Genomic DNA, 24,365 nt, shown 5'->3' on the forward strand with positions numbered 1-24,365 from the left:
CAGCGGGAGTTTCGTGAGAGACACTTATCGTTGCCGCTTGTATCGACACTCCGCACGGGCCGATTGAACTCGGCCCATGTTACAGTGTATCAGCCCGACCAAGATAGGCGTCCGGCGGCAATCGGGCAACGAGGCGGGCAACGGCGCGGGCCGCGATCATTCCCGGCCTCCGCGACACCGCCCGCGCCGGTCCATCCTCGGAGATCCCATGACCCGTGCCGGCGGGACCGTCCGCCTCCCGCGCCGTTCGCTGTTCCGCAGCGGAGTCGGCCCTCGTCTCGCGGCCGCCCTCATCCTGTCGAGCCTGCTCTGGGCCGTGATCCTGTGGGCCAGATCGTGAGCAGAGAAGCCGCGCGCGCGGGCGCCATCCGATTCCAGGGCCTGACGCTCGGCTACGACCGGCATCCGGCGGTTCACCATCTCGACGGCACCATCGCGCCCGGAGACCTGCTCGCCGTGGTCGGGCCGAACGGCGCGGGCAAGTCGACCCTGCTGAAGGGCATCGTCGGCGAGATCCGCCCTCTCGACGGGAGCGTCGAGGCGGGACCGCGCTCCGGCACCATCGCCTACCTGCCGCAGGCCGCCGAGATCGACCGCAGCTTCCCCTTGAGCGTCCTCGACCTCGTGGCGATGGGGCTGTGGCGCCCGCTCGGCGCGTTGCGCAGCCTCACCCGCCAGCGAAGCCGCCTGATCGAGGCGCTCGCGGCGGTCGGGCTCAACGGCTTCGAGGATCGGCCGATCGGCACCCTTTCCGGCGGCCAGTTCCAGCGCGCGCTGTTCGCCCGGCTGATCCTGCAGGATGCGCGGATCATCCTGCTCGACGAGCCCTTCACCGGCATCGACGAGCGCACCACCGCCGACCTGCTCACCCTGATCCGCGGCTGGCACCGCGAGGGCCGCACCGTGGTCGCAGCCCTGCACGACCTCGCCCAGGTGCGCGCGCATTTCGCCTCGACCCTCGTTCTCGCCCGCCGGCCCATCGCCTGGGGGCCGACGCGCGAGGTGCTGACGCCGCCGGTGCTGGCCCGGGCGCTGCGCCTGTCGGAGGCCTGGGACGAGGCCGCCGCCATCTGCCGCCATGACGAGCACAAGCATGACGCGCACAAGCATGACGCGCACGAGGCGCATCATGGGACGGATCACGGCGGCTCCGCGGAGACGCAGGCGCCGGGGCACGGCCATGCCCGGCACGACCACAGCCACGATCATCATGAGCACGACCATCATGATCACGACCATGGCCGCGCGCATCACGGGGCCGTCTCGTGACGTTTGCCGATTGCCTTGATTTCCTGATCGGCCCCTTCGTGGAGTTCGGCTTCATGCGCCGGGCGCTCGCCGGGTGCCTCGCGCTGTCCCTGTCGGCACCGCCGCTCGGCGTCTTCCTGATGCTGCGCCGGATGAGCCTGATGAGCGAGGCGATGAGCCACGCCATCCTGCCCGGCGCCGCCGCGGGCTTTCTCGTCGCCGGGCTGTCGCTGCCGGCGATGACGCTGGGCGGGCTCGTGGCCGGGCTCGCGGTGGCGCTGGCCGCCGGGCTCGTCACCCGCTCGACCGTGTTGAAGGAGGATGCGAGTTTGGCCGCCTTCTACCTGATCTCGCTGGCAGGCGGAGTGTTCCTCGTGTCGCTGCGCGGCTCGCAGGTCGATCTGCTGCACATCCTGTTCGGCACCGTGCTGGCGCTGGATGACGACGCGCTCACGCTGCTCGGCGGCATCAGTAGCCTGACGCTGATCGCGCTCGCCCTGCTCTACCGCCCGCTGGTGATCGAGTGCGTCGATCCGCTGTTCCTGCGCACGGTCAGCCGCGCCGGCGGCCCGGTGCACTCCGCCTTCCTCGCGCTCGTGGTGGTTAACCTCGTCGGTGGCTTCCAGGCGCTCGGCACGCTGCTGGCCGTCGGCCTAATGCTGCTGCCGGCGATCACCGCCCGATTCTGGGCCGCCGACCTGTCGGGCCTGATCCCGGTGGCGATGCTGGTCTCGATGCTCTCCAGCGTGACCGGCCTGCTGGTCTCCTACCACGCCGGCATCCGGCTCCCGACGGGGCCGGCGATCGTGTTGGCGGCGGGCGCGCTCTACCTCGTCTCGATGCTGGTCGGCCCCCGCGGCGGCCTGATCCATCGACTCGTGCGGCGGCGTCACCTGGAGGCGTGAGGCGAAGCCGAAGCGCTCCGGGGTGCCGGACCGTGCGGCGAGGTCGCGGTTCCGGATTGACCTCACCGTGACCGGTGAGGATGCGCCCCGCCGCGCGAAGGCAGCGACCGAACGCGTGACCGGGCTTATAGGGGCGGTCCTCCTCTGCCAGCGTGGCGCCGGCAACACATCGTTCACCATTCCATCACGTGGTTCGGTCCCAAGGCTTTACACAGAACAAAACAGGAACAAAAATCACTCCATCAACAGGGAGTGGAAGCGATGACCAAGCGTGTGCTCTTCACCAGCCTCGTCGAGTTCACCGCCTTTGGCCTGCTCTTCGGAGCGGTCGCGCTCTGGGCGGTAGCCTTGGCGCCGATCCATTAAGGGTTCGCGTTCGAGCGCGGTTTATTCCGTCCTCGGCTGCGTTGCTCACAGGAAAGGGTGCCGGGCAGGTGTTTTCCGCCCGCCTTGCCGATCCGCACGGCCTCGGGCGCGAAGAGCGGTGGATATCGGGCGTGGTGCGGCGCCTTGGTGACAGACTCGGAAGGCATGGAGCGGCGATCTTAGCAGGCTCCGGGCAGGGTCCTCCATGGCGCGCACACTCAAAGAGGTCGGCTTCGTCCACCTCCATGTCCACTCGTCCTACTCGCTGCTCGAAGGCGGCGTGAAGGCGGGTGATCTCGTCAAGGCGGCCGCGGCCGACCGGCAGCCCGCGCTCGCGCTCACCGACACCAATAACCTGTTCGGGGCGCTGGAATTCTCCGAATACGCCGCCAAGGCGGGAATCCAGCCGATCGCAGGCCTGCAGCTCACGATCTGCTTCGAGGCGCCGGACCCGATGGCGCGTCTGCCCCAGGCCGGCTGCGCCAACATCGTGCTGCTCGCCCAGGACGAGGCCGGCTACGGCAACCTTCTGCGACTCGGAAGCCGGGCCCATTTCGACGGTCCGCTCGGTGCCGCGCCCAACCTCGCCGTCTCGGCCTTGGAGGGGAACGTCGAGGGCTTGATCGGCCTGACCGGCGGGCTCACGGGACCGCTCGACACCAGTCTGCGCGCCGGCCGCGCCGATCAGGCCGCGCGCCGCCTGGAGATCCTGAAAGGGGCGTTCGGCGAGGAGCGGCTCTACGTCGAGATCCAGCGCCACGGCCTCGACGACGAGCGCGCGGTCGAGCGCGAATTGCTGCGGCTCGCCGATACGAACGGTCTGGGCATCGTCGCGACCAACGAGCCGTTCTTCGCCAAGCCCGGCGATTACGACGCGCACGACGCCCTGCTCGCCATCGCCGATGGCCGCCTCGTCTCCGACGAGCGCCGCCGCCGGCTGACGCCACGCCACGCCTTCACCACGCGCGCCGCGATGATGGAGCTGTTTCGCGATCTGCCGGACGCGCTCTCGGCCTCGGTCGAGATCGCCATGCGCTGCGCCGTTCGGGCGCGTACCCGCAAACCCATCCTGCCGAATTTCGCCAGCGTCGCCGCGGGCGAGGCCCCGCCCATGGCCGAGGCACTGGCCGAGGCCGCCGAGACGCCGGTTCAGGCGGTGGCCGCCGACGAGCCGACCGAGCTGTGCCGGCAAGCGGAAGCCGGACTGGACCTCCGCCTGAAGCAGCACGGCACCGCCCCCGGCTTCACGGAGGAGGATTACCGCGCGCGGCTGAAGTTCGAGCTCGACGTCATCGTCAAGATGAAGTTCCCGGGCTACTTCCTGATCGTCTCGGACTTCATCAAGTGGGCCAAGGACCACGATATCCCCGTGGGACCGGGCCGCGGCTCGGGCGCGGGCTCCTTGGTGGCGTGGTCGCTGCTCATCACCGACCTCGACCCGCTTCGCTTCGGCCTGCTGTTCGAGCGCTTCCTCAACCCCGAACGCGTCAACATGCCGGACTTCGACATCGACTTCTGCGTCGAGGGCCGCGAGCGGGTGATCCGCTACGTGCAGCAGCGCTACGGCGAGCGGCAGGTCGGGCAGATCATCACCTTCGGGACATTGCTCGCCCGCGGCGTGCTGCGCGATGTCGGCCGCGTGCTGGAGATGCCCTACGGGCAGGTCGACAAGCTGACCAAGCTCGTGCCGCAGAACCCGGCCAAACCGGTGACGCTGGCCCAGGCGATCGAGGGCGAGCCCAAGCTCCAGCAGGCGATCGAGGAGGAGCCGATCGTCGCCCGCCTCGTCGAGATCTCGAAGAAGCTGGAGGGCCTGCATCGCCACGCCTCGACCCACGCCGCCGGCGTGGTGATCGGCGACCGGCCGCTCGAAGAGCTGGTGCCGCTCTACCGAGACCCGAAGACGGGCATGCGGGTGACCCAGTTCAACATGAAGTGGGTCGAGGAAGCCGGCCTCGTGAAGTTCGATTTCCTCGGCCTCAAGACCCTGACGATGCTGCGGTGCTGCACCGATCTGCTCAAGCAGCGCGGCATCGAGGTCGATCTCGCTCAGATCCCGCTCGACGACAAGAAGACCTACGAGCCGATGGGCCGCGGCGAGACCGTCGCGGTGTTCCAGGTGGAATCCGCCGGCATGCGCAAGGCGCTCTGCGAAATGCAGGCCGACCGCCTGGAGGATATCATCGCGCTGGTGGCGCTCTACCGGCCGGGCCCGATGGCCAACATCCCGGTCTATTGCGAGCGCAAGCTCGGGCGCGACGCCGGCAACGAGGCGAGCTGGTACTTGCACCCGATGCTGGAGCCGATCCTGAAGGAGACCTTCGGGATCATCGTCTACCAAGAGCAGGTGATGGAGATCGCCAAGCTCCTGGCCGGTTACTCGCTTGGGCAAGCCGACGTCCTGCGGAAAGCCATGGGCAAGAAGATCCGTGCGGAGATGGACGCCCAGCGCGACCGCTTCGTGAAGGGCTGCGCCGAGAACGGCCTGACCACGGCCAAGGCCGACGAGATCTTCGACCTGCTCGCCAAGTTCGCCGATTACGGCTTCAACAAGTCCCACGCGGCGGCCTACGCGCTGGTGACCTACCAGACCGCCTATCTGAAGGCGAACCATCCGGTCGAGTTCCTGGCCGCGGCCATGACGCTCGATATCGACAACACCGACAAGCTCGCCGAATTCCGCCAGGATGCGCAGCGCCTGAAGATCACGGTCGAGCCGCCGTCGGTGAACACCTCGGGCGTGGTGTTCGAGGTGCGGGAGGGGCGCATCCTCTACGCGCTCGCCGCGATCAAGGGCGTCGGCCGCTCGGCGGTGGAGTCGATCGTCGCCGCGCGCGGCGACACGCCGTTCAAGGACCTCGCCTGCTTCGCCCGCCGCCTGAACCCGCGCCACGTCAACAAGCGCACGCTGGAAAACCTGATCGCGGCCGGCGCGCTGGACTGCATCGAGCCGGACCGGGCGCGGGCCTGGGCCGCGGTCGAGCCGATGATGAAGATGGCCCAGGGCGCGGCCGAGGCCGAGACCTCGGGCATCACCGACATGTTCGGCGGCGTCGCCTCGGTGGATGTGGCGTTGCGCATCCCAGCCCACGAATTCTGGACCCACACCGACAAGCTGAAGCGCGAATGCGACGCCATCGGCTTCTTCCTCTCGGGTCATCCGCTCGACGAGTACGGGCCGATCCTCGAAAAGCTGCGGGTCCAGTCCTGGGCCGATTTCTGCCGGGGGGTGCGGGCGGGCACGGCCAGCGTGGGCCGCATCGCCGCCTCGGTGCTCGACCGCTCGGAGCGGCGCACCAAGAGCGGCAACAAGCTCGGCATCGTCATCCTCTCGGATCAGACCGGGCATTTCGAGGCGATCATCTTCTCCGAGGGGCTCAACCAGTACCGCGACATCCTCGAACCCGGCCGGCCGCTGGTGCTGACGATCCAGGCCAACCTGGAGGGCGAGGACGTGCGCGCCCGCATCACCACCGCCGAGCCGCTCGATCAGGCCGCCGCCCGCCACCAGAAGGGCATGCGCATCTTCCTGCGAGACGACCGCGCCCTGAGTTCGGTGCAGCAGCGCCTGACCCTTCGTGGCGAGGGCGAGGTCTCGCTGATCCTGATCCTCGATGGCGGCGAGCGCGAGGTCGAGGTGCGGCTGAAGGACCGCTACCAGGCAACCCCGCAGGTCGCGGGTGCGCTGCGCGCCGTGCCGGGGGTGGTGCAGGTCGAGGTGAACTGAATGTCTCGCACGAAATGCCCGCTGCGCCGCCGTACCCGGAGGGGAGACGGTCGGTGATCGGGCGTTTCGTGGGGCATTCGGAGCGGGATCGGCTGCAATCCGCCGCTAACCAATCCGATCATGTCCGCAGGATAGTGGCGCTGCAGCACCGTTCGTGCCTCACCGCCGCCACAGCTCGGTGATTCTGCCAAGGTCTGGTTCGTCCGAACTCAAGGTAACGGGCGTGGGCTCCGATGATTGGGGCTCGCCCGGCGCCGCGCAACGGCCGAAGCCCTGTGATTGCCGCGGCGCCGCGTGAGGCCGCCGCCTGATGGAGTGTGGGATGACCGGACACGGATTGAGAATGGTGGCGGTTGCCGCCCTGATGGGTCTGGCCGGCACGGCGCAGGCGGCGCAGTGCGGCAACAATGCCGCCGGCTTCGAGGCCTGGAAGGACGAGTTCGCCGCCGAGGCCAAGGGCCGGGCGAGCCCGGCCTCGCTCGCGGCGCTCGCCAACACGTCCTATTCCACCGCGACCATCTCGGCCGATCGCGGCCAGAAGAGCTTCAAGCTCTCGCTCGACCAGTTCCTGGCCAAGCGCGGCGGCAACGTCATCGTCTCCCGCGGACGCGCCCTCAAGGCGCAGAACGCGGCGCTCTTCGCCTCGATCGAGCAGCGCTACGGCGTCCCGCCGGGCCCGCTCCTGGCGATCTGGGGCATGGAGACCGGCTTCGGTGCCGTGAAGGGCAACGTCAACACCCTCTCGGCCGTGGCGACGCTCGCCTATGATTGCCGCCGCTCGGCCTACTTCACCGATCAGCTCTACGCCGCGCTCAAGCTCGTCGACAGCGGCGTGCTGACCCCCGCCACCCGCGGAGCGGCCCATGGCGAGGTCGGCCACACCCAGTTTCTCCCTAAGAACGTCCTGACCTACGGCGTCGGCGGCAGTCTCGACAGCGCGCCGGTCGCGCTGAACTCCACCGCCAACTTCCTGAAAGGTCACGGTTGGCAACGGGGCGCGGGCTACCAGCCCGGCGAGCCGAACTTCGCCGCGATCCAGGGCTGGAACGCGGCGGGCGTCTACCAGCGCGCCATCGCTCTCCTCGGCGCGCGGATCGACGGGCAGTAGTCCGCTTCGCAGTTCCGTCAGGGCGAGCGGGGCGAAGCCCTCCAGCGGCGTGCCCGATCCGGCGCGCTCGCGCCCTGGCTCGCCGACGCTCCGCCTCGCGATGACGGAGGCGAGAACTACGCGCAGGCCGCGCGCCGCTCCCGCAGGCGCTCGGCCACGAGCGCCTGGAGCGACCACAGGTGCCGGTCGTGGATGCCGAGCCGGGCGCAGGCCTCCACGGTGCGGAGCAGATATTCGGCGCTCGGGCCGAGATGCCCGCAGGCCGCCGCGATCTTGTCGGCGATCTCGGCATCCGAGAGGCGGCCGGTGTAGCGGTCGCTCTGCCGGTTCACCATGAAGGTTAGCGCCGTGACCGGCCCGGCCTCCGTCTCCACCGAGACCCAGCGGCCCTCGTAGCCCTTGCCCTTCATCTCCCGCCGCCAGACCGGCATCAGGATGGCGTGCGGGTCGGCATCGTCCAGGCGGAAGGCGACGCCACGGCAGAGTCCGCCCCGGTCGAGCCCGAGCACCAAGCCGGGACTCTCCGGCGTGCCGCGAAACCGCCGCTGCAGCAGGCAGAAGCGGCGATGCCAGCCCCGCAGGGTGCCGAGCCGGTGCTCGTGATAAGCGAATTCCGGGTTCCACAGCAGCGAGCCGTAGGCGAACACCCAGAGCCCGCCGTCGGGCGAGGCCCGCCGCGCCAGCATCGCCGCGAGTTCGGGCGCGAGAGCGTCGTCGGAGAGCAGCGTCAGCGCGTTCGGGTCGTCGGAGATGGGCTCGGGATGGGCACGGGCGATGAGGTCGAGGGAAAGCGACAGGGGACGAGGGGCCATCGGTCCGGAACGGACCATTTTTGGGGGTGTGGGCGCAACCCGTTTCGCTGCGGCCCCATAGTCTTTTCGATCACGGCCGGGACATCACATGCACGGCGGTGATTCCGGCAATGGTCGATTCGTTCGACCACGTATCGATCTCTTCGAGGATCGACCCACTCAGCGTCCATCCATGGGCGACGGCCTGGGCACGATCCAGGGTTTGGAGCACGTGCTCGGCCCAGGATTGGGTGGGATGTTCCGTCTCCGCGACGACGATGTAACTGCCTTCCCTGTCGGGCGCGGCCTTGAGGATCACAACGGACAGGTCGGCCCGTTTGAAATGGCGGGCAGCTACCCTGAGGGCCGCTGCCTCCGTCCTACAATCGCTGAACAGGCGCCATGTCAGAATCATAATACCTTGTGTTCACTGGTGTCGCCTCATCGGCAGGGGCCCGACGTAACGTCTCAACCTGTCGGCGAATCCGGTTCCGGAAACGGCTCGCTGCGGTGCCCCTCGCACACTTCCTCCTCGTCGCTCAGGACGGTGAGCACCCCCGTCGCCTCACGCACCACGAGTTTCGGCCGCTCGGGCTTGCCGAAGGTGCGGCCGCTCATCCGGGTCGAGATGCATCAGAACTGGCGGCCCCCATTCTCAAACGGACCCCTTTTCGAGGGCGCGAGCGCAAGCCCGCTTCAAGCATCCGGCAGGTCGGACATCGGGCGGGGTCTATCGACAATGCAGCCGCAGGCCTGCATCGCGTCCTGCCAAGTCTCGGTCAGGTCGAACACTGTCCCGTCCTCTTCCATGGTCAGGCCCCGATCGGCTGCCGACATGAGAGCTTCGCACAACTGAGGACTGGCGATCCGCTCCGCGGCGTAGAGCAGGTCGTGTGTTACGCGCCTTTTCAGCTCGCTGACGACCGTCGGAATAACGCTTGGATCCTCTCGCCTGATCAGGCCCTCGATAGCCTCATTCTGCGCATAAGGATCGGTGTCATTGAGACGGGCACGCAGGGCGCGGCGAATCGCAGGCGTGTCCGTGTTGATCAGCGATCCTAATCCGAAGGTGGCCCAATCCCGAACGATTTCATCGCTGTCTGTGGAGAGTTCGATCAATCCGTTGATGGCGCGCTCGTCGTCGTGGCAGGACAGAGCATGTACGACGCTATACCGCACACGATCGTCCGGATGCTGCCGTAAGGCAAGGACCGCAGGGATTGCCCTCCCATCGCGCAGATGGCCAAGGGCGAAGCAAACATCTCTGAAAACCAAGTCATCACGGCGTCCAGCCATCTCTTCTGCGAGAAGCGCTGTGAGTATCTGGTAGCGCTCCTCGCCGAAGATCGGGCCGGGGCTATGGAGGGTCTCGCCCAATCGACCAAGCACTGACGCGCCGGCACGGCGGTGCAAGGCATCGGAACTCTCGCAGGCGGCTCGTGCCGCTTCGAGAACGTCCCGAGATGCGAGCTTACAAAGTCGCGATTGGGCGGCGAAGCCGAGATTTTCCTCTGCCGAATTATCCTCGGCCTCGACCGAGGCTATGACCAGATCCATCAACGCTGGCACATCGGTCGGCAAGTCTGCGGTCTTCAAATTCATCGTGGTCGCCGTTCGGATAGGACTCGTGACGCCGGCGGAAGATGTCCGCCCGGTGGACGAAGAGCCGAAGCAAATTGGGCTGTGTCCTTCCCAGATTAGGCCCCCGGCGAATCCAGCTCCGCAAACGGCTCGCTGCGATGCCCCTCGCAGGTCTCCTCCTCGTCGCCCAGGACGGTGAGGGCGCCGCCCTCCTCCCGCAGCACGAGCTTGGGCCGTTCCGGCTTGCCGAAGGTGCGTCCGCTCATCCGGGTTGAGACGCAGTAGAGCCGGCGCCCGCCATCCTCGAACGGGCCGGCGATTCGGCTATGCGCGAACCGCACCGGGATCAGCGAGACGGAGCCGAAGGCGACCTGACGCAGGGCCAAAGCCGCGATCCGCTCGCGGACCGTGCCGGTCGAGGCGGAGGGCGAAGGCGGGGCGGCGGTCGCGGTGCAGCCGCCGACCGCGAGAACCATCGCCAGCATCACCCCGCCGCGCCGCCCGACCATCACCGAATCACCCGTTGCGGGAAAAGCGTAGCAGTTTCGATCAGGGCAGGAAATGAATTCACCATGGCAACTCGATTTCGGCGTGCAAAGCAGTCCCGTTCCGGCATCGGAATGATTATCTCTTTCCCCATGCAATGGATCGACGATGGCCTGGTGATCGGCCTGCGCAAGCACGGCGAGACCGGAATCGTGCTCGAACTGATGACGCCGGAGCACGGGCGCCATCTCGGGCTCGTCCATGGCGGGCGCTCGCGGCGGATGCAGCCGATGCTCCAGCCCGGCAACACGCTGCGCGCGACGTGGCGGGCGCGGCTCGACGGGGCGCTCGGCGCCTACGCGGTCGAGCCGCTGACCCTGAACGCCTCGCGCCTGATGGATTCGGGTCTCGCGCTCTACGGTGTCGCGCATCTCTCGGCGCTGCTGCGGCTCCTGCCGGAGCGCGATCCGCATCCGGCGCTCTACGAGGCGGCGCAGATCCTGCTCACCCATCTCGACGATCCCGAAATCGCGCCCGCGCTGATGGTGCGGTTCGAACTCGCCCTGCTCGCCGGGCTCGGCTTCGGCCTCGACCTGTCGCATTGCGCGGCCACGGGCGCCAACGACGCCCTGGTCTACGTCTCGCCCAAAAGTGGGCGCGCGGTCAGCGCCTCGGCGGGCGAGCCTTTTCGCGATCGCCTGCTGCCGCTTCCCCCCTTCCTGCGCGACCGCGACCAACCGGGCAGCGGCTGGCGCACGCCCGACGCCCACGACGTTCGGGAGGGGTTTACCTTGACGGGGTACTTCCTCGATCAGCATGTCTGGCGCCCGCGGGCGCAAGACACGCCGGAGGAACGCGCACGATTCGTCGCACTCGGCACTGGCCCGAGTTGACCGTGTTCGTGTTATGTTCTGGTACATTTCGAGAAGCGCCGTGACCCGTCAGACAACGGGGAACGGTGGCGGACGCCGACGCAAGGTCGGCGCCCGGACTGAACTGACGATGTGGAGTGAGTGATGGGCCAGCCCGTCCTGCCGCCGCCGAGCGACGGCATCGAGAGCGTCGAGCTGAAGACGGCGCTGGAGGAGCGCTACTATGCCTATGCGCTCTCCACGATCATGCAGCGCGCGCTGCCCGACGCCCGCGACGGCCTGAAGCCGGTGCATCGGCGCATCCTCTACGGCATGAACCTGCTGCGCCTGAACCCGACCTCGGCGTTCAAGAAATGCGCGAAGATCGTCGGCGACGTGATGGGTGACTTCCACCCCCACGGCGACCAGGCGATCTACGACGCGCTGGTACGCCTCTCCCAGGATTTCGCCCAGCGCTACCCGCTCGTCGACGGCCAGGGGAATTTCGGCAACATCGACGGCGACGGTCCGGCGGCCTACCGCTACACCGAGGCGCGCCTCACGGAAGTCGCCCGCCTGCTGCTCGACGGGATCGAAGAGGACACGGTCGATTTCCGCGCCTCCTACAACGGCGAGAAGGAGGAGCCGATCGTCCTGCCGGCGGCCTTCCCGAATCTTCTGGCCAACGGCAGCCAGGGCATCGCGGTCGGCATGGCGACCTCGATCCCGCCGCACAACGCGGCCGAACTCTGCGACGCGGCGCTGTACCTGATCCAGAACCGCGAGGCGACGTCCGAGCAGCTCTGCACCTTCGTGCAGGGGCCGGACTTCCCCACCGGCGGCATCCTGATCGACACGCCCGAGACCATCCGCGAGGCCTACCGCACCGGCCGCGGGGGTTTTCGCGTGCGCGCCCGCTGGGCCAAGGAGGATCTCGGCCGCGGCACGTGGAACATCGTCGTCACCGAGATTCCCTACGGCGTGCCGAAGGCGCGCCTCATCGAGAAGCTCGCCGACCTGCTGCAGGAGAAGAAGCTGCCGCTGCTCGCCGACGTGCGCGACGAATCGGCGGAGGACGTGCGTGTCGTGCTGGAGCCGCGCTCGCGCTCGGTCGATCCGGTGATGCTGATGGAATCGCTGTTTCGGCTCTCGGAGCTGGAATCGCGGATCCCGCTGAACCTCAACGTGCTCGTCGGCGGCGTCGTGCCCCGCGTCATCGGTCTCGCCGAGTGTCTGCGCGAGTGGGTCGATCACCGCCGCGTCGTGCTTCAGCGCCGCTCGAGCTACCGCCTCGGCCAGATCGAGCGGCGCCTCGAAATCCTCGGCGGCCTGCTCATCGTCTATCTCGACCTCGACGAGGTGATCCGCATCATCCGTGAGGAGGACGAGCCGAAGGCCGCCCTGATGGCCCGGTTCGAACTCACCGAGGTCCAGGCCAACGCGATCCTCGACACCCGCCTGCGCTCCCTGCGCAAGCTCGAAGAGATGGAGCTGAAGCGCGAGTTCGAGGCACTGACCGCGGAGAAGGAGGGGATCGAGGGATTGCTGGCCTCCGAGAAGCTCCAATGGTCGGAGATCACCCGGCAGATCCGCGCGGTGAAGAAGACCTTCGGGCCCGAGACCAAACTCGGCCGCCGCCGCACCACGCTCGAGAACCCGCCCGACACCGCCGGCATCGACTTCACCGCCGCCATGGTCGAGCGCGAGCCGATCACGGTGATCCTGTCCGAGAAGGGCTGGATCCGGGCGCTCAAGGGGCATGTGACCGAACTGGCGGGGGTCGCTTTCAAGGGCGACGACACGCTGAAGGTCGCCTTCCTCAGCGAGACGACGGCCAAGATCCTGCTGCTCGCTTCGAACGGCAAGGTCTTCACCATCGAAGCCTCGAAGCTGCCCGGCGGGCGCGGCTTCGGCGATCCGGTGCGGCTGATGGTCGATCTCGACGACGGCACCGAGATCGTCGCGGCCCTGCCCTACAAGCCGGAGAGCAAGCTGCTCGTCGCCGGCTCGGACGGGCGCGGCTTCATCGCGCCGTCCGACGCGCTGGTCGCCAACACCCGGAAGGGCAAGGCGATCCTCGGCCTCGACGAGGGGACGCGCGCGGTACTGCTGGTGCCGGCCGAGGGCGACCACGTCGCCGTCTGCTCATCCGACAAGCTGATGCTGGTCTTCCCGGCCTCTGAAGTCACGGAACTCGGCCGCGGCAAGGGCGTGCGCCTGCAACGCTGCCGCCAGAGCCAGCTTGCGGATGCCTGCGTCTTCACACTGGCGGAGGGCCTGCCCTGGCGCGACGGCTCGGGTCAGGCGCGGCTCGCCAATGCGGGCATGCTGGAGAAGTGGATGGGCCACCGGTCCGATGCCGGCACGCTGATGACCCGCAGCTTCCCGAAATTCGAGCGGTTCGGGAAGTAGTGTTTGGGACTTTCGGGCGGTGCCCTGTAGGGCGCCGCTCGGCAGCGTGATGGGTCCGAGGCCGTTAGCGGCGACGGAACTGCTGGCCGCCGCGCTGGGGCGGACGGGGACCGGAGCGCTCGTCCTTGTGACGGAACACGAGGCGTCCCTTCTCAAGGTCGTAGGGGGACATCTCGACGGTGACGCGGTCGCCGGCCAGGGTCTTGATGCGGTTCTTCTTCATCTTGCCGGCCGTGTAGGCGACGATCTCGTGACCCTGATCGAGCTGCACGCGGTAGCGCGCGTCCGGCAGGATCTCGACGACCAAGCCGTCGAACTGCATCAATTCCTCTTTTGCCATACATCTATCTCCGGCCGGGCTGCCTGCACGGGGCGCTCCGGCAAAATCAAAAATCGGTCTATCGTGCGAAACGCGCGGCGCTGCGGGTCCGATCCGCTCGGGACGAGAGGCGTCAGCGATGCCGGGCGTCGGGTGCCTTTCGCGAAACTCCCGGATCGGGGAGTCCTCCCTCCGGCCGGACAAGCGGCACGACGGGTGTTTCGCGAAGGGCACCAATCCTGCGACTTAAGCGTCGGACGCGGTTTGTGCAAGAATATCCGCCACGCAAGGTCCGCTTAACCTCAATGCCGGGTGGAATCATGCGGTCTCCGCCGGCTCATGGCGTGACGTCGTTGCCGGCGAAGTCGAGGCGCCCGTCGGGAAGCCGGCGCCATGCGGTGACCGAGAACGGCGGCTTCACGAGATCGCCGCCTGCGTCGAACGCCACCTCGCCGAGCACCGTCCGCAAGGGGGTGCCGCCATGCAGGAAGGCCGCGACCTTGGCCGGCTCGACCGAGCGCGCGCCCTCGATCCCCTGCCGCACGACCTCGACCGCCGCGTAGGCCGGGCCTGCGAACATCTCGACCTCCGCACTCCGCGGCGTCCTGGCGCCCCTCGGCTCGGGCAGGCGGGCGGGCGCGGGCGCCACCGTCATCAGCGTGCCCTCGGCGCCGGGAACCTGCGAAAAGTCCCTGTCGAGCAGCCCGTCGCTGCCGATCACCTGCGTCGACAGACCGGCCTCGCGCATCGCGCGGATCAGGGCTCCGGCCGGGGCCGACAGGCCGCCGAAATAGATCGCCTCGATCCAGAGCGCCCGCAGCTTGGCGACAAGCGCCGCGACCTCGCGGTCGTCGCGGGAAACGCCCTCGAACAGGCGTTCCCCCCCGCCGCGGGCTTTGAGGGCGCGCGCGGCCTCGTCGGCGAGCCCGCAACCGAAGCTGGTCTTGTCGTGGACGATGGCGACCGGCCTGCCGCGGAACCGCTCGGCGAGCAGCGTGCCGCCGAGCGCGCCCTGCTGCGCGTCGCTGCCCGCGAGGCGGAACAGCAGGCCGGCGCCGCGGCGGGTCAGGGGCGCCCAGGTCGCGCCTGGCGTGACCGAGACGATGCCGGCCTCCTCGTAGACCGAACTCGCCGCGGCGGCGGCGCCCGAGGTCAGCGGGCCGATGACGAAGCGCACGCCGCTGCCGGCGAACTTGCGCGCGACCGACACCGCCTGTTTCGGGTCGGCGCCGTCGTCCTGCACCACGAGTTGGAGCTTGCGCCCCATCACCCCGCCGGCGCGGTTGATCTCGGCAACCGCCTGCTCGGCGCCGAGCCGCGCACCCTGGCCGAACCCGGCATCCGGCCCGCTCAACGGCGCGGCAAGCCCGATCTTCAGCGGCTCGGCGGCGCCGACGGGAGCCGCGAACGTCAGGGCGAGAAAGGTTGCCAACGCGCTCCGCTTCGACACACCAAACTCCCGTCCGGCCACTGGAAAATCCCCGGACCTTGATGAAGTCCGCCCGATGGCGTTGCAAGCGCCACGGTTGGCCGCATTGCGGAACGGGCGGGCAGACCTACCTCTCCCATGACGGGACGGTCGGGGGCGGCGGAACCGGTATTGTCAGGACGTGAACCCCATGCTCTCCACCGAGGACGACATCCTGCGCGCCGCCGAGGGCTGGCGACGCGAGGGCCGCGCGGTCGCGCTCGCCACCGTGATCGAGACCTGGGGCTCGGCGCCGCGCCCGGTCGGCAGCAATCTCGTCATCGACGGCGACAGCCGCTTCCTCGGCTCGGTCTCCGGTGGCTGCGTCGAGGGCGAGGTCATCACCGAGGCGCTCGACGTGATCGAGGACGGGCGCCCGCGCACCCTGGAATTCGGCGTCGCCGACGAGACCGCGTGGCGGGCCGGCCTCTCCTGCGGCGGCCGCATCCGCGTCTTCGTCGAACGCATCGACTGAGCCACAGGCGCCCGTGCCAATCCCACCCGCCGCCTCATCCTGAGGTGCCGCAGCGAAGCGGAGGCCTCGAAGGATCCTCCAGAGTCCTCGCGATCCCTGGAGGATCCTTCGAGGCCGCTTCGCGGCACCTCAGGATGAGGACGTGAGTTGGAGCGAAGGTCGCGTGGCTCCGCCGGTTCTACGAGCCAAAACCCGACTTGGCCTGCCTCCGACTTGCTCTATCGCTTTCCCGAGACCCCCATGCGCCTCGACACTCTGTCGGCCCTCAACGCGGAGCGCGCAGCGCGCCGCCCGGCCCTGGTCGTCACCGATCCCGAGGACGGCGGCCAGCGCCTCGTGCGCGCTGCCGAGATCGACGACGACCCGCTCGGCCCCCTGCTGCGCGAGCGCCTGCGCAGCGGTCGCAGCGGCCTCGGCGAGGGACCCGACGGGCGCCCGGTCTTCGTCGCCGTCCACGCCCCGCCGGTGCGCTTCGTCGCCGTCGGCGCCGTGCACATCTCCCAGGCCCTGGTGCCGCTCGCGAGCCAGCTCGGCCTCGACCTCACGGTGATCGATCCGCGCACGGCCTTCGCCAGCCCAGAGCGGTTTCCCGGCGTGCGCCTGATCGCCGAATGGCCGGACGAGGCGCTTCGCGACATCGGGCCGCTCGACGCCTACACGGCTTTGGCCGCGCTGACCCACGATCCGAAGATCGACGACCCCGCCCTCGTCGCGGCCCTGCGGGCGGACTGCGCCTATATCGGCGCGCTGGGCTCGCGGAAGACCCATGCCCGGCGCGTCGAGCGGCTGAAGGAGGCGGGGTTCGACGAGGCAACGATCGGCCGGATCCATGCGCCGATCGGGCTCGACATCGGCGCCGTCTCGCCCGCCGAGATCGCGCTGTCGATCCTCGCCCAGGTCGTCGCGACCCTGCGCCAGGACCGCATCAAGACCCCCGACGCGGCGGCGGGACGCTGAGCCCATGCAGTTCGGACCCGTCGCGACCCGCGACAGTGCGGGGCTCATCGCCGCCCATACCGTGCGCGCCGAGGGCGCCAGCCTGAAAAAGGGCCGGCCGATCCCCGCCGAGGAGGCCTTGCGGCTCGCCGAATCCGGAATTCCCGAGATCCTGGCCGTCCGGCTCGATCCCGGCGATGTCGGCGAGGACGCGGCGGCGGCTCGCCTCGCCCAGCATCTCGCCGGGGCGGGCCTGCGCGCGGAGGCTCCGTTCACCGGGCGCTGCAATCTCTTCGCCGAGGCCGCGGGCTTGTTCGTGGTCGAGCCGGCCGGCATCGACGCGGTCAACGCCGTTGACGAGGCGATCACGGTGGCGACCCTGCCGGCCTTCCGGCCGGTGGCCACGGGCGAGATGGTCGCGACGGTAAAGATCATTCCCTACGCGGTCGCCGCCGCGCCGCTGGAGCGGGCGCTCGCCGCCACCGATACGCCGCCGATGCGGCTTGCCCCTTATCGTCTCCAGCATGTCGGCGTGGTCTCGACGCTGCTGCCCGGCCTGAAGGCCGCGACCGTCGCCAAGACCCTGCGCGTGCTCGCCGAGCGGCTGGCGCCGACGGGTGCGCGGATCATCGCCGAGACCCGCGTGCGGCACGAGGCCGGCGCGGTCGCGGGCGCCATTGCCGGGGCAGTGGCGGAGGGGGCGGAACTGGTCGTGGTGTTCGGCGCCTCGGCCATCGCCGACCGGCGCGACGTGATCCCGGCCGGGCTGGAGGCGGCGGGCGGCCGGGTCGAGCAGTTCGGCATGCCGGTCGATCCCGGCAACCTGCTGCTGCTCGGCGCCCTCGGCACCGTGCCGGTGATCGGCGCGCCGGGCTGCGCCCGCTCGCCCAAGGAGAACGGCTTCGACTTCGTCCTGCACCGCCTCCTCGCGGGCCTCCCCGTGACGCGGGCCGACATCGTGCGCCTCGGCGTCGGCGGCCTGCTCACCGAGATCCCCCTGCGCGGCCAACCGAGATCGGGCGGTGACGGTGTCTGAGCCGCGCGTCGGCGCGGTGATCCTCGCCGCCGGCCTCGGCTCCCGCTTCGGGCAGGCCGCGAAGATGCTCGCGCCCTATGCCGGCGAGCCGATGGTGCGCCGCGCCGCCGAAGCGGCTCTGGCCTCCCGCGCCGGGCCTATCGTCGCGGTGCTCGGCGCGCATGCCGCGGCAGTGCGGGCCACCCTCGCCGGGCTCGACCTGATGCTGGTCGAGAATCCCGATCCCGCCGGCGGCCTCTCGGCCTCGCTACGTCTCGGCCTCGCCGCCTTGCCGCCGGAAACCGAGGCGGCGGTGGTGGTGCTTGGCGACATGCCGCGGATCGGGCCGGCTCATATCGATGCGCTGATCGCGGCCTATACCGGCGCGACGCCGCGCCCCTCCGCCGTGGTCCCGATGAGCGGCGGGCGCCGCGGCAATCCGGTGCTGCTCGACCTCGCCCGCCTCGGTGCCGACCTCGCGGCACTGACCGGCGACCACGGCGCGGGGCCGATCCTGAAGCGGCGCGGCGACGTGCTGGAACTGCCGGCCGATCCGGCGGTCATCTTCGATGTCGACACCCCGGAGGCACTGCGGGGCTGAGTGTCTCTCACAAAACTCCCGCCGCGCTGTCATCGCCAGAACGAGAACGGTCGGGGACCGGGGGATTTGTGAGGCACTCCAAATCCTCAGCCCTTCCTTCAACTCTTGCGCGCCTCGCGCTTCGCCTCCGTCCGGCAGCGGTCGGAGCAGTAACGCACCTCGTCCCAGACCCGCTCCCACTTCTTGCGCCACGCGAAGGGGCGGCCGCACTGAGCGCACATCTTTTGAGGGAGATCGCCCTTACGACGCATCGGCGGCACTGGCTGGAGCAACGTCCCGAAAGGTGGCCACCGGCTTTTTCGAAAAAGACGATGCAAAAACAAAAGGCGAGAGCCTCGTCCTGGATCCATCGAGGACGAGGCTCTAGCGCCCGATCTGCCCGGCCTCGTTGAGCGGCACCTGGCTCCAGCGGGTGAACTGCACGTAGCCGTCGCGGGCGGCCACCACGACCTGGCGGCGGTAACGGTGCACCACGGTGCCGGGGGCGTGGCGGTGGGCCTCCTGCCAGCCGTCGGCGGCGGCGACGAAGATGCGGGCGTTGCCGAGCCGGGCGATGGTCTCGATCGTGCCGAAGGCGCGCACGCGGCGCAGCACCTCGGCGACGTCCTTGTGGAAGTCGAGGGTGCGGTCGGCGTCGTTCACCCGCGGCCAGTAGGAGCCGTCACCCTGCGGCTCCGCCTTGCGCCAGCGCTCGGCCAGATCCTTCCCGATCGGCCCGAGGGCGAGGCGGCGGGCCGCCATCTGGCACTTGGTGAGCAGCGTCTCGTGAGTCTCGCCGCTGTCAACGAGGAAGATGTCCTGGGCGAGGATGTCGCCGGTGTCGAAGCCCTGCTCGGCGAGCACGTGGGCGGTGACGCCCCAGCTCTCGTAGCCATCGAGAACCGCCTTGAAGAGCGGGTAGGGCCCCCGCCCCGTCGGCAGCGGAGAGGGGTGGAGGTTCAAGGCGTAGCGCACCCGCCCGTGCCAGCCCCGCACCAGCCAGGGATAGCCGGAGACGACGAGCACCACGTCGCGGCCGTGCTCGTGGGAGAGTTGCTCGATGTTGTCGGGCAGCAATCGCGAGAGCTGGATCGGGATGCGGTGGCGCCGGGCCTGGGCCACCACGACCTCGTTGTGATCGTAGATGCCGTCACAGGGCCGGGTGAACAGCTTCACCGGCGTCCAGCCGGCTTCGATCAGCCCGTCGAACACACCGCCGAGGAAGTCGATGCCGGCAAAGGCGAATTTCATGGGCAGAGACGTCCCGTTTCCTGGTCGCCCTGCGACGTTCGGCGCAGGTCTGCGGCGGCTTTGATCGGCTCCACGCCGACCGGCTCCGCCTTAGCTAGTGGATTTCAGGCATGGGTGAAATCTTCGCGCAAAATCGTCGGGCGGACGCCGCGCGACAGGGAGCTTCATGGAACGAGTCGTGATCTACGGCGGAACCGGCGGCATCGGCCTGGCCACGGCGCGGGCCCTGCGCGAACGGGGCGCGGCCCTCCACCTCGTCGGCCGCGATCCGGAGCGTCTGGAGCGGGCGGCCTCCGAACTCGGCGAGACCGGCTTCACCGCGGGCGACGTCACCGATCCGGCCCTGTTTCCGCGCGTCGCCTCGGAGGCGGGCTCGCGCCTCGGAGGCCTCGTCTACGCGGTCGGCACGATCCAGCTCGCGCCTTTGGCCAAGCTCGACCCGGCGCGCATCGAGATGGATTTCCGCATCAACGCGCTCGGCGCCTTTCTGGCGGTGCAGGCGGCGGCTCCCGCGCTCAAGGCCGGAGCGGGAGAGGCAAGCGCGGGCGTGGTGCTGTTCTCCACCGTCGCCGTCGCGCAGGGGTTCTCGCACCATGCCTCGGTCGCCATGGCCAAGGGGGCGGTGGAGGGGCTCGCCCTCTCGCTGGCGGCGGAACTCGCCCCCGCGATCCGGGTGAACGTGGTCGCCCCCTCGCTGACCCGTACGCCGCTCGCCGAGACCATCACCCGCAACGCGACGCTGGCCTCCGGCATCGCGTCGATGCACGCGCTCCAGCGCCTCGGCGAGCCCGAGGATGTCGCCGCACTCGCCGCCTTCCTCGTCGGACCGGAGGCGGGCTACGTCACGGGGCAGGTGATCGGCGTCGATGGCGGGCGTTCCTCGCTGCGTACCAAGGGGTAAGCCACCCTCGGGCGTCGTCCCGAACGGTGGCGGCGGCTTTCGGAAAAGTCGATGCCCTAAAGCGCGCTCCAGATCGCGAGGGAGACGTAGGGGTTCCACTGGTCGAGCGGCGTCTCGATCTGGCCTCCGGCGGAGAGGCGGAAGCGGTAGCCGCCCATCGCGTAGTCGGTGACATGCAGCCCGACGCACCATTTCCGGTAACCGGTCCGGTCGCCGTAGACGGCCGCCTCCGGGCCGAGATACGCGCCGAACAGCGCGGTACCCCAGGACAAGCGGGCATAGGCGTCGCCGCGGGCAGAGCCGAGGATCACCGTCGCGGTCGTCAGGGTCGTTGCGGTCGGTCGCGCCCAGACCTCGCCGTGCAGGCGAAAACCCGCCCGCAGGGGGAGCGCCTGCACGAAGCCGGGGCCGGACAGCGCCTCCCAGGAGGCTTCCGGGCCGGCGAAAACCGTCACGGCTCCCCATTCCCGGATGAACTGGTAGCCGCCGAGGGCCGCCCCGAGGGCGGTGATGCGCATCAGGACCGGCGTGCCGCCTCCGCCTTCCAGCCGCACGCCACCCCCGGCCGTCACCAAGGCGACGGGGCCATCACGGTCGAAGCGATCGAAGACGAGCTTCGCTCCGGCTGCGGAAAACGTGGAAGCGCCGGCTTCCATGCTGCCGAACAGGACGGTCCGAAGGGTCGCGTCGTCAGCGCGGGCCGGGTCACAGGCGAGGATAACAGCCGGGGCGAGAACAGCGAGGGCGCGACGGCATAGCGCCCGCCGGGAGGGAGCCGGGTGGCGCAAACCATCATCGGAGGATGCGCGTTTCGACATTGGAGGTCGCGCAGACGTCGGCGGAACGACCAATGATTGTCACAGCAATCCGCCGTGGTTAAGAGAAATTTACAACTTAAGATAAGTCATCGGCGCGGACTTACCTGAGATAACGATGATGGCGGTCGCGACAACCTGAGCATGGAAAGGCTCCGTGTGGCACGGCACGCGCGCACCGGTCGGAGCGCTTGGCGGATGGTCCGGGTTGGGCTAGAGCCGCGCTTACCGAAAAATCCAACGGCCGAGCCGGTTTGTCCTCCGCTGCGCGCACTTCCGACGTTCTCACCATGCTTGCGAGCCAGGAGAGCGAGCGTCTGACCGTCGGCGACATCATCGCCGTGCTGCGGGATCGCGCCTTCGCGCTGCTCGTGGTTCTGCTCGGCCTGCCCAACTGCCTGCCGATGCCGCCGCCGATCCCGCTGGTCTGCGGTCTGGTCCTGCTCGTCATCGCCATTCAGATCGTGGCCGGCATGTCCGCCCCATGGCTGCCGCGTCGGCTGCTCGATCAGTCGATCGCCCGCGAAACGGTGGCGAAGGCGGTGAAGCGGGCGGTACCCCTGCTGCGCCGGCTGGAGCGCTGGTCGCGCCCGCGCCTGAGCGTGTTCGACGGTGCCGTCGGCATGCGCGGCATGGGCGTGCTGATCCTGGCGCTGGCGCTGGCGCTGATCGTGGCCCCGCCCTTCTTCGGCCAGATCCCGCTCGGGCTCGCGGTCTCGCTGATCGGCCTCGGACTGGTGGAGCGCGACGGGTTCGTGGTGCTGATCGGCCTGTTGATCGGTGGCGTCGGCGTCGGGATCTCGATCGGCTTCGTCTACACCCTGTTCGCCAGCATCATGGGCGCCTTCGCCTGGCTCTCGCAGGCGATCCCCGGCCTCGGGCTGTAGCGCCTCCACAGGCGGCCGACCGACCCCTTTTCCTGAACGGGACTGCTTTGCCGACAGAGGCTGCGCGCCTTCGATCGGGGCGCCGGCCGCTCGTCGCGACCTGCGAGCGTCAGCGAGACGATGAGTGCGGAGGCACGGGGCGAATCGCCGGAAACGGGATCGCATCCGCTGCGCTGACGCTTTCGAAGTCCCCTATCCCAACTGCTCGATCATCCCGTCGCGGATCGTCACGCGGCGGTCCATGCGGGCGGCAAGATCCATGTTGTGGGTCGCGATCAGCGCGGCGAGGCCGGAGGCGCGCACGAGCTGGAGCAGGATGCTGAAGACCCGGCCCGCGGTCTGGGGGTCGAGGTTGCCGGTCGGCTCGTCGGCGAGCAGCAGCCGGGGCCCGTTGGCGACCGCGCGGGCAATGGCGACGCGCTGCTGCTCGCCGCCCGACAGTTCGGCCGGGCGATGCGGCAGCCGCTCCTTCAGGCCGAGGAAGCCGAGGAGTTCGGCGGCGCGCGCCTCCGCCTCCTTGCGGGCCAGCCCGCGGATGAGCTGCGGCAGCACCACGTTCTCAAGCGCCGAGAACTCCGGCAGCAGATGGTGGAACTGGTAGACGAAGCCCATCTCCTCGCGCCGCAGGCGGGTGCGCTCGCCATCCGACATGCCGGCCGTGGGCTGGCCGCCGATATAGACCTCGCCGCCGTCCGGCCGCTCCAGGAGGCCGGCGACGTGGAGCAGGGTCGATTTGCCCGCGCCCGAGGGCGCGACCAAGGCGACCAATTCGCCCGGCCAGATCGCGAGATCGGTGCCGCGCAGAATTTCGAGCGTCCCCTCGCCCTGGTGGTAGCGGCGCTGGACGCCGGCGAAGAACAGGGCCGGCACGGGCTGGGCGCCGCCGGCATTCGTCTGAGCCATATCGGGGGCGTTCCGTCAGCCGTAGCGCAGGGCCTGCACCGGATCGAGCCGGGCGGCGCGCCAGGAGGGATAGAGGGTCGCCGCCAGCGACAGCAGCACCGAGGTGATCACGATGATGACGACCTCGCTCGTGTTCATCTCGGCTGGGATCTCGGCGAGGAAGCGCACGGTCGGGTCCCAGGCGGTGGGAAACAGGGTGCGCTGGATCGGCTTGATGTTGAGGGTGAACAGCACCCCGCCGATCAGCCCGATCGCCGTGCCGACGAGGCCGATCAGCGCCCCGTTGATGAGGAAGACCCGCATGATCGTGCCCGGCGTCGCCCCCATGGTGCGCAGGATCGCGATGTCCGAGGACTTGTCGCGCACGAGCAGGATGAGCCCTGAGATGATGTTGAGGGTCGCCACGATGACGATGAGGTTGAGGATCAGGAACATCACGTTCCGCTCCACCTCCAGCGCGCCGAAGAAGGTGCGGTTGGTCTGGCGCCAATCGGTGAGCAGCACCGGGCGCTCGGCCGCCATCTCCAGAGGCTCGCGCATCTCGCCCACCGCGTCGGCATTGTCGAGGTAGATCTCGATCACGCTGACATCGCCGTCGCGGTTGAAGAAGGCCTGCGCCTCGGCCAGCGGCATGAAGGCCATGGTGGTGTCGAAATCAGTGACGCCAATCTCGAAGATCGCCTTGACGGCGTAGGTCTTGGTGCGCGGGGCGGTGCCGAACGGCGTGCTCGCGCCCTTCGGCGTCGAGAGCGTCACCTGATCGCCCGCCTGCAGGCCGAGGGCGTCGGCGAGTCGCTTGCCGAGCGCTACCCCCTGGCCGTCGTCGAAGTTTTCGAGCGTCCCGCCCTTGATCGCGCCGGAGACGGCGGGGATCTTCGGCAGGTCGGCCTCGCGCACGCCGCGCACCAGCACGCCGGAGCCGCCATAGGGCGAGGAGGCGAAGGCCTGCCCCTGCACCATCGGCACCACGGCGCGCACGCCCGCGACCTTTTCGAGCCGGTCGGAGAGATCGACGTAGTCGGTGAACAGCCGGTCGATCGGCGCGGCGAAGACGTGGCCGTTGAGCCCGATGATCTTGGAGCGCAGTTCCGAGCGGAAGCCGTTCATCACCGAGAGCACGATGATGAGGGTGGCCACACCCACCGCGATGCCGAGCACGGAGAACAGGGCCACCACCGAGACGCCGCCGCCCCGGCGGCGCGCCCGCAGGTAGCGGCCGGCAATGATCCACTCGAACCCCGCGAAGGGCGGCGTGGAGGCGCTCGCGCGGGCGTTCTTCAGCCGTGCGAGGACGCCCTTCAAGGAGACACCGCCCTTACCCAACGCAAGCGCCATCGCGG

At 69.3% G+C, this 24,365-nt stretch carries 25 protein-coding genes; 13 read left to right on the forward strand and 12 right to left on the reverse strand.

All coding sequences use genetic code 11. The features are described 5' to 3' along the window. The first annotated feature begins 208 nt into the window (after positions 1–208). From Y590_RS27190 to Y590_RS04110, 5 genes are all read left to right on the forward strand, one after another. Positions 209–340: a hypothetical protein gene (locus Y590_RS27190; protein WP_286161847.1), complete on the forward strand. Its 132-nt coding sequence runs from the start codon at positions 209–211 to the stop codon at positions 338–340. After that, positions 337–1,269, forward strand: a complete 933-nt coding sequence (locus Y590_RS04095) for a metal ABC transporter ATP-binding protein (protein WP_060772147.1) — start codon at positions 337–339, stop codon at positions 1,267–1,269. The genes Y590_RS27190 and Y590_RS04095 overlap by 4 nt, the downstream gene beginning before the upstream one ends. Next, positions 1,266–2,153: a metal ABC transporter permease gene (locus Y590_RS04100; protein ID WP_201026764.1), complete on the forward strand. Its 888-nt coding sequence runs from the start codon at positions 1,266–1,268 to the stop codon at positions 2,151–2,153. Before Y590_RS04095 ends, Y590_RS04100 begins: the two co-directional genes overlap by 4 nt. A 571-nt stretch (positions 2,154–2,724) precedes the next feature. Continuing rightward, positions 2,725–6,246, forward strand: a complete 3,522-nt coding sequence (gene dnaE, locus Y590_RS04105) for a DNA polymerase III subunit alpha (protein ID WP_060768759.1) — start codon at positions 2,725–2,727, stop codon at positions 6,244–6,246. Between the two features lie 322 nt (positions 6,247–6,568). Beyond that, the gene (locus Y590_RS04110) at positions 6,569–7,354 is read left to right on the forward strand and encodes a lytic murein transglycosylase (protein ID WP_060768760.1); all 786 of its coding nucleotides are present in this window, start codon (positions 6,569–6,571) and stop codon (positions 7,352–7,354) included. Positions 7,355–7,470: 116 nt separating this feature from the next. Here the strand turns inward: Y590_RS04110 and Y590_RS04115 are convergent, their stop codons facing one another. The 5 genes from Y590_RS04115 to Y590_RS04135 form a co-directional block, all read right to left on the reverse strand. Further along, positions 7,471–8,166, reverse strand: coding sequence for a gamma-glutamylcyclotransferase (locus tag Y590_RS04115; protein WP_060772148.1), 696 nt, complete (start codon positions 8,164–8,166; stop codon positions 7,471–7,473). 70 nt (positions 8,167–8,236) lie between these two features. Further along, positions 8,237–8,560, reverse strand: coding sequence for a hypothetical protein (locus tag Y590_RS04120; protein ID WP_060768761.1), 324 nt, complete (start codon positions 8,558–8,560; stop codon positions 8,237–8,239). Positions 8,561–8,613: 53 nt separating this feature from the next. Then, entirely contained in the window at positions 8,614–8,763 is a 150-nt protein-coding gene (locus Y590_RS04125; RefSeq protein WP_286161848.1) for a hypothetical protein, read from the reverse strand. 78 nt (positions 8,764–8,841) lie between these two features. Further along, on the reverse strand, positions 8,842–9,747 hold the full coding sequence (locus Y590_RS04130) for a HEAT repeat domain-containing protein (protein WP_060768762.1): 906 nt from the start codon (positions 9,745–9,747) through the stop codon (positions 8,842–8,844). Between the two features lie 95 nt (positions 9,748–9,842). Beyond that, a complete protein-coding gene (locus Y590_RS04135) occupies positions 9,843–10,235 on the reverse strand; it encodes a hypothetical protein (protein ID WP_060768763.1) in 393 nt (130 codons plus the stop codon). Between the two features lie 129 nt (positions 10,236–10,364). On the opposite strand from Y590_RS04135, the gene recO reads away from it, so the two are divergent. Together recO and parC are read left to right on the forward strand one after the other, a co-directional pair. Then, on the forward strand, positions 10,365–11,105 hold the full coding sequence (gene recO, locus Y590_RS04140; RefSeq protein WP_060768764.1) for a DNA repair protein RecO: 741 nt from the start codon (positions 10,365–10,367) through the stop codon (positions 11,103–11,105). A 123-nt stretch (positions 11,106–11,228) separates the two neighbouring features. Continuing rightward, positions 11,229–13,475 carry a DNA topoisomerase IV subunit A gene (parC, locus tag Y590_RS04145; RefSeq protein ID WP_060768765.1) on the forward strand — a complete coding sequence of 749 codons (2,247 nt, stop codon included), beginning with the start codon at positions 11,229–11,231 and terminating at the stop codon, positions 13,473–13,475. 64 nt (positions 13,476–13,539) lie between these two features. Here the strand turns inward: parC and infA are convergent, their stop codons facing one another. Continuing rightward, entirely contained in the window at positions 13,540–13,815 is a 276-nt protein-coding gene (gene infA, locus Y590_RS04150) for a translation initiation factor IF-1 (RefSeq protein WP_003600463.1), read from the reverse strand. A gap of 316 nt (positions 13,816–14,131) precedes the next feature. Continuing rightward, on the reverse strand, positions 14,132–15,244 hold the full coding sequence (locus Y590_RS04155; protein ID WP_060768766.1) for a branched-chain amino acid ABC transporter substrate-binding protein: 1,113 nt from the start codon (positions 15,242–15,244) through the stop codon (positions 14,132–14,134). A 169-nt stretch (positions 15,245–15,413) separates the two neighbouring features. Between Y590_RS04155 and Y590_RS04160 the strand changes: the two genes are divergently transcribed. The 4 genes from Y590_RS04160 (at position 15,414) to Y590_RS04175 (ending at position 18,289) form a co-directional block, all read left to right on the forward strand. After that, the gene (locus Y590_RS04160) at positions 15,414–15,737 is read left to right on the forward strand and encodes an XdhC family protein (RefSeq protein WP_060768767.1); all 324 of its coding nucleotides are present in this window, start codon (positions 15,414–15,416) and stop codon (positions 15,735–15,737) included. 240 nt (positions 15,738–15,977) lie between these two features. Beyond that, positions 15,978–16,694, forward strand: a complete 717-nt coding sequence (locus tag Y590_RS04165; protein WP_060768768.1) for an XdhC family protein — start codon at positions 15,978–15,980, stop codon at positions 16,692–16,694. Positions 16,695–16,698: 4 nt separating this feature from the next. Continuing rightward, positions 16,699–17,709, forward strand: a complete 1,011-nt coding sequence (locus Y590_RS04170; RefSeq protein ID WP_060768769.1) for a molybdopterin-binding protein — start codon at positions 16,699–16,701, stop codon at positions 17,707–17,709. Next, positions 17,696–18,289: a nucleotidyltransferase family protein gene (locus tag Y590_RS04175; RefSeq protein ID WP_060768770.1), complete on the forward strand. Its 594-nt coding sequence runs from the start codon at positions 17,696–17,698 to the stop codon at positions 18,287–18,289. The genes Y590_RS04170 and Y590_RS04175 overlap by 14 nt, the downstream gene beginning before the upstream one ends. Before the next feature lie 98 nt (positions 18,290–18,387). On the opposite strand, the gene Y590_RS25380 is transcribed toward Y590_RS04175, so the two are convergent. Next, positions 18,388–18,549, reverse strand: coding sequence for a DUF2256 domain-containing protein (locus tag Y590_RS25380; protein WP_012252745.1), 162 nt, complete (start codon positions 18,547–18,549; stop codon positions 18,388–18,390). 103 nt (positions 18,550–18,652) lie between these two features. Then, entirely contained in the window at positions 18,653–19,519 is an 867-nt protein-coding gene (locus Y590_RS04180; RefSeq protein ID WP_060768771.1) for a formyltransferase family protein, read from the reverse strand. A 166-nt stretch (positions 19,520–19,685) separates the two neighbouring features. On the opposite strand from Y590_RS04180, the gene Y590_RS04185 reads away from it, so the two are divergent. After that, a complete protein-coding gene (locus Y590_RS04185; protein WP_060768772.1) occupies positions 19,686–20,420 on the forward strand; it encodes an SDR family NAD(P)-dependent oxidoreductase in 735 nt (244 codons plus the stop codon). Positions 20,421–20,476: 56 nt separating this feature from the next. Here Y590_RS04185 and bcsS read toward each other — a convergent pair whose 3' ends face one another. Then, positions 20,477–21,238, reverse strand: a complete 762-nt coding sequence (gene bcsS, locus Y590_RS04190) for a cellulose biosynthesis protein BcsS (protein WP_060768773.1) — start codon at positions 21,236–21,238, stop codon at positions 20,477–20,479. A gap of 251 nt (positions 21,239–21,489) precedes the next feature. On the opposite strand from bcsS, the gene Y590_RS04195 reads away from it, so the two are divergent. Beyond that, positions 21,490–22,122 carry an exopolysaccharide biosynthesis protein gene (locus tag Y590_RS04195; protein ID WP_256371270.1) on the forward strand — a complete coding sequence of 211 codons (633 nt, stop codon included), beginning with the start codon at positions 21,490–21,492 and terminating at the stop codon, positions 22,120–22,122. A 192-nt stretch (positions 22,123–22,314) separates the two neighbouring features. On the opposite strand, the gene Y590_RS04200 is transcribed toward Y590_RS04195, so the two are convergent. Then, a complete protein-coding gene (locus Y590_RS04200; RefSeq protein ID WP_060768774.1) occupies positions 22,315–23,025 on the reverse strand; it encodes an ABC transporter ATP-binding protein in 711 nt (236 codons plus the stop codon). A 15-nt stretch (positions 23,026–23,040) separates the two neighbouring features. After that, positions 23,041–24,360 (reverse strand): lipoprotein-releasing ABC transporter permease subunit, encoded by a 1,320-nt coding sequence (locus Y590_RS04205; protein ID WP_060768775.1) that lies wholly within the window; start codon positions 24,358–24,360, stop codon positions 23,041–23,043. Positions 24,361–24,365: the final 5 nt, after the last annotated feature.

The sequence above is a fragment of the Methylobacterium sp. AMS5 genome, from assembly GCF_001542815.1.
Taxonomy (GTDB): Bacteria; Pseudomonadota; Alphaproteobacteria; order Rhizobiales; family Beijerinckiaceae; genus Methylobacterium.

Bases quoted from the DNA above. Each gene is read 5' to 3' on its own strand.
- Y590_RS27190 (WP_286161847.1), top strand. From the start codon at position 209: ATGACCCGTGCCGGCGGGACCGTCCGCCTCCCGCGCCGTTCGCTGTTC.
- dnaE (WP_060768759.1), top strand. From the start codon at position 2,725: ATGGCGCGCACACTCAAAGAGGTCGGCTTCGTCCACCTCCATGTCCAC.
- Y590_RS04110 (WP_060768760.1), top strand. From the start codon at position 6,569: ATGACCGGACACGGATTGAGAATGGTGGCGGTTGCCGCCCTGATGGGT.
- Y590_RS04115 (WP_060772148.1), bottom strand. From the start codon at position 8,166: ATGGCCCCTCGTCCCCTGTCGCTTTCCCTCGACCTCATCGCCCGTGCC.
- Y590_RS04120 (WP_060768761.1), bottom strand. From the start codon at position 8,560: ATGATTCTGACATGGCGCCTGTTCAGCGATTGTAGGACGGAGGCAGCG.
- Y590_RS04125 (WP_286161848.1), bottom strand. From the start codon at position 8,763: ATGAGCGGCCGCACCTTCGGCAAGCCCGAGCGGCCGAAACTCGTGGTG.
- Y590_RS04130 (WP_060768762.1), bottom strand. From the start codon at position 9,747: ATGAATTTGAAGACCGCAGACTTGCCGACCGATGTGCCAGCGTTGATG.
- Y590_RS04135 (WP_060768763.1), bottom strand. From the start codon at position 10,235: ATGGTCGGGCGGCGCGGCGGGGTGATGCTGGCGATGGTTCTCGCGGTC.
- recO (WP_060768764.1), top strand. From the start codon at position 10,365: ATGCAATGGATCGACGATGGCCTGGTGATCGGCCTGCGCAAGCACGGC.
- parC (WP_060768765.1), top strand. From the start codon at position 11,229: ATGGGCCAGCCCGTCCTGCCGCCGCCGAGCGACGGCATCGAGAGCGTC.
- infA (WP_003600463.1), bottom strand. From the start codon at position 13,815: ATGGCAAAAGAGGAATTGATGCAGTTCGACGGCTTGGTCGTCGAGATC.
- Y590_RS04160 (WP_060768767.1), top strand. From the start codon at position 15,414: ATGCTCTCCACCGAGGACGACATCCTGCGCGCCGCCGAGGGCTGGCGA.
- Y590_RS04165 (WP_060768768.1), top strand. From the start codon at position 15,978: ATGCGCCTCGACACTCTGTCGGCCCTCAACGCGGAGCGCGCAGCGCGC.
- Y590_RS04170 (WP_060768769.1), top strand. From the start codon at position 16,699: ATGCAGTTCGGACCCGTCGCGACCCGCGACAGTGCGGGGCTCATCGCC.
- Y590_RS04180 (WP_060768771.1), bottom strand. From the start codon at position 19,519: ATGAAATTCGCCTTTGCCGGCATCGACTTCCTCGGCGGTGTGTTCGAC.
- Y590_RS04185 (WP_060768772.1), top strand. From the start codon at position 19,686: ATGGAACGAGTCGTGATCTACGGCGGAACCGGCGGCATCGGCCTGGCC.
- bcsS (WP_060768773.1), bottom strand. From the start codon at position 21,238: ATGTCGAAACGCGCATCCTCCGATGATGGTTTGCGCCACCCGGCTCCC.
- Y590_RS04200 (WP_060768774.1), bottom strand. From the start codon at position 23,025: ATGGCTCAGACGAATGCCGGCGGCGCCCAGCCCGTGCCGGCCCTGTTC.
- Y590_RS04205 (WP_060768775.1), bottom strand. From the start codon at position 24,360: ATGGCGCTTGCGTTGGGTAAGGGCGGTGTCTCCTTGAAGGGCGTCCTC.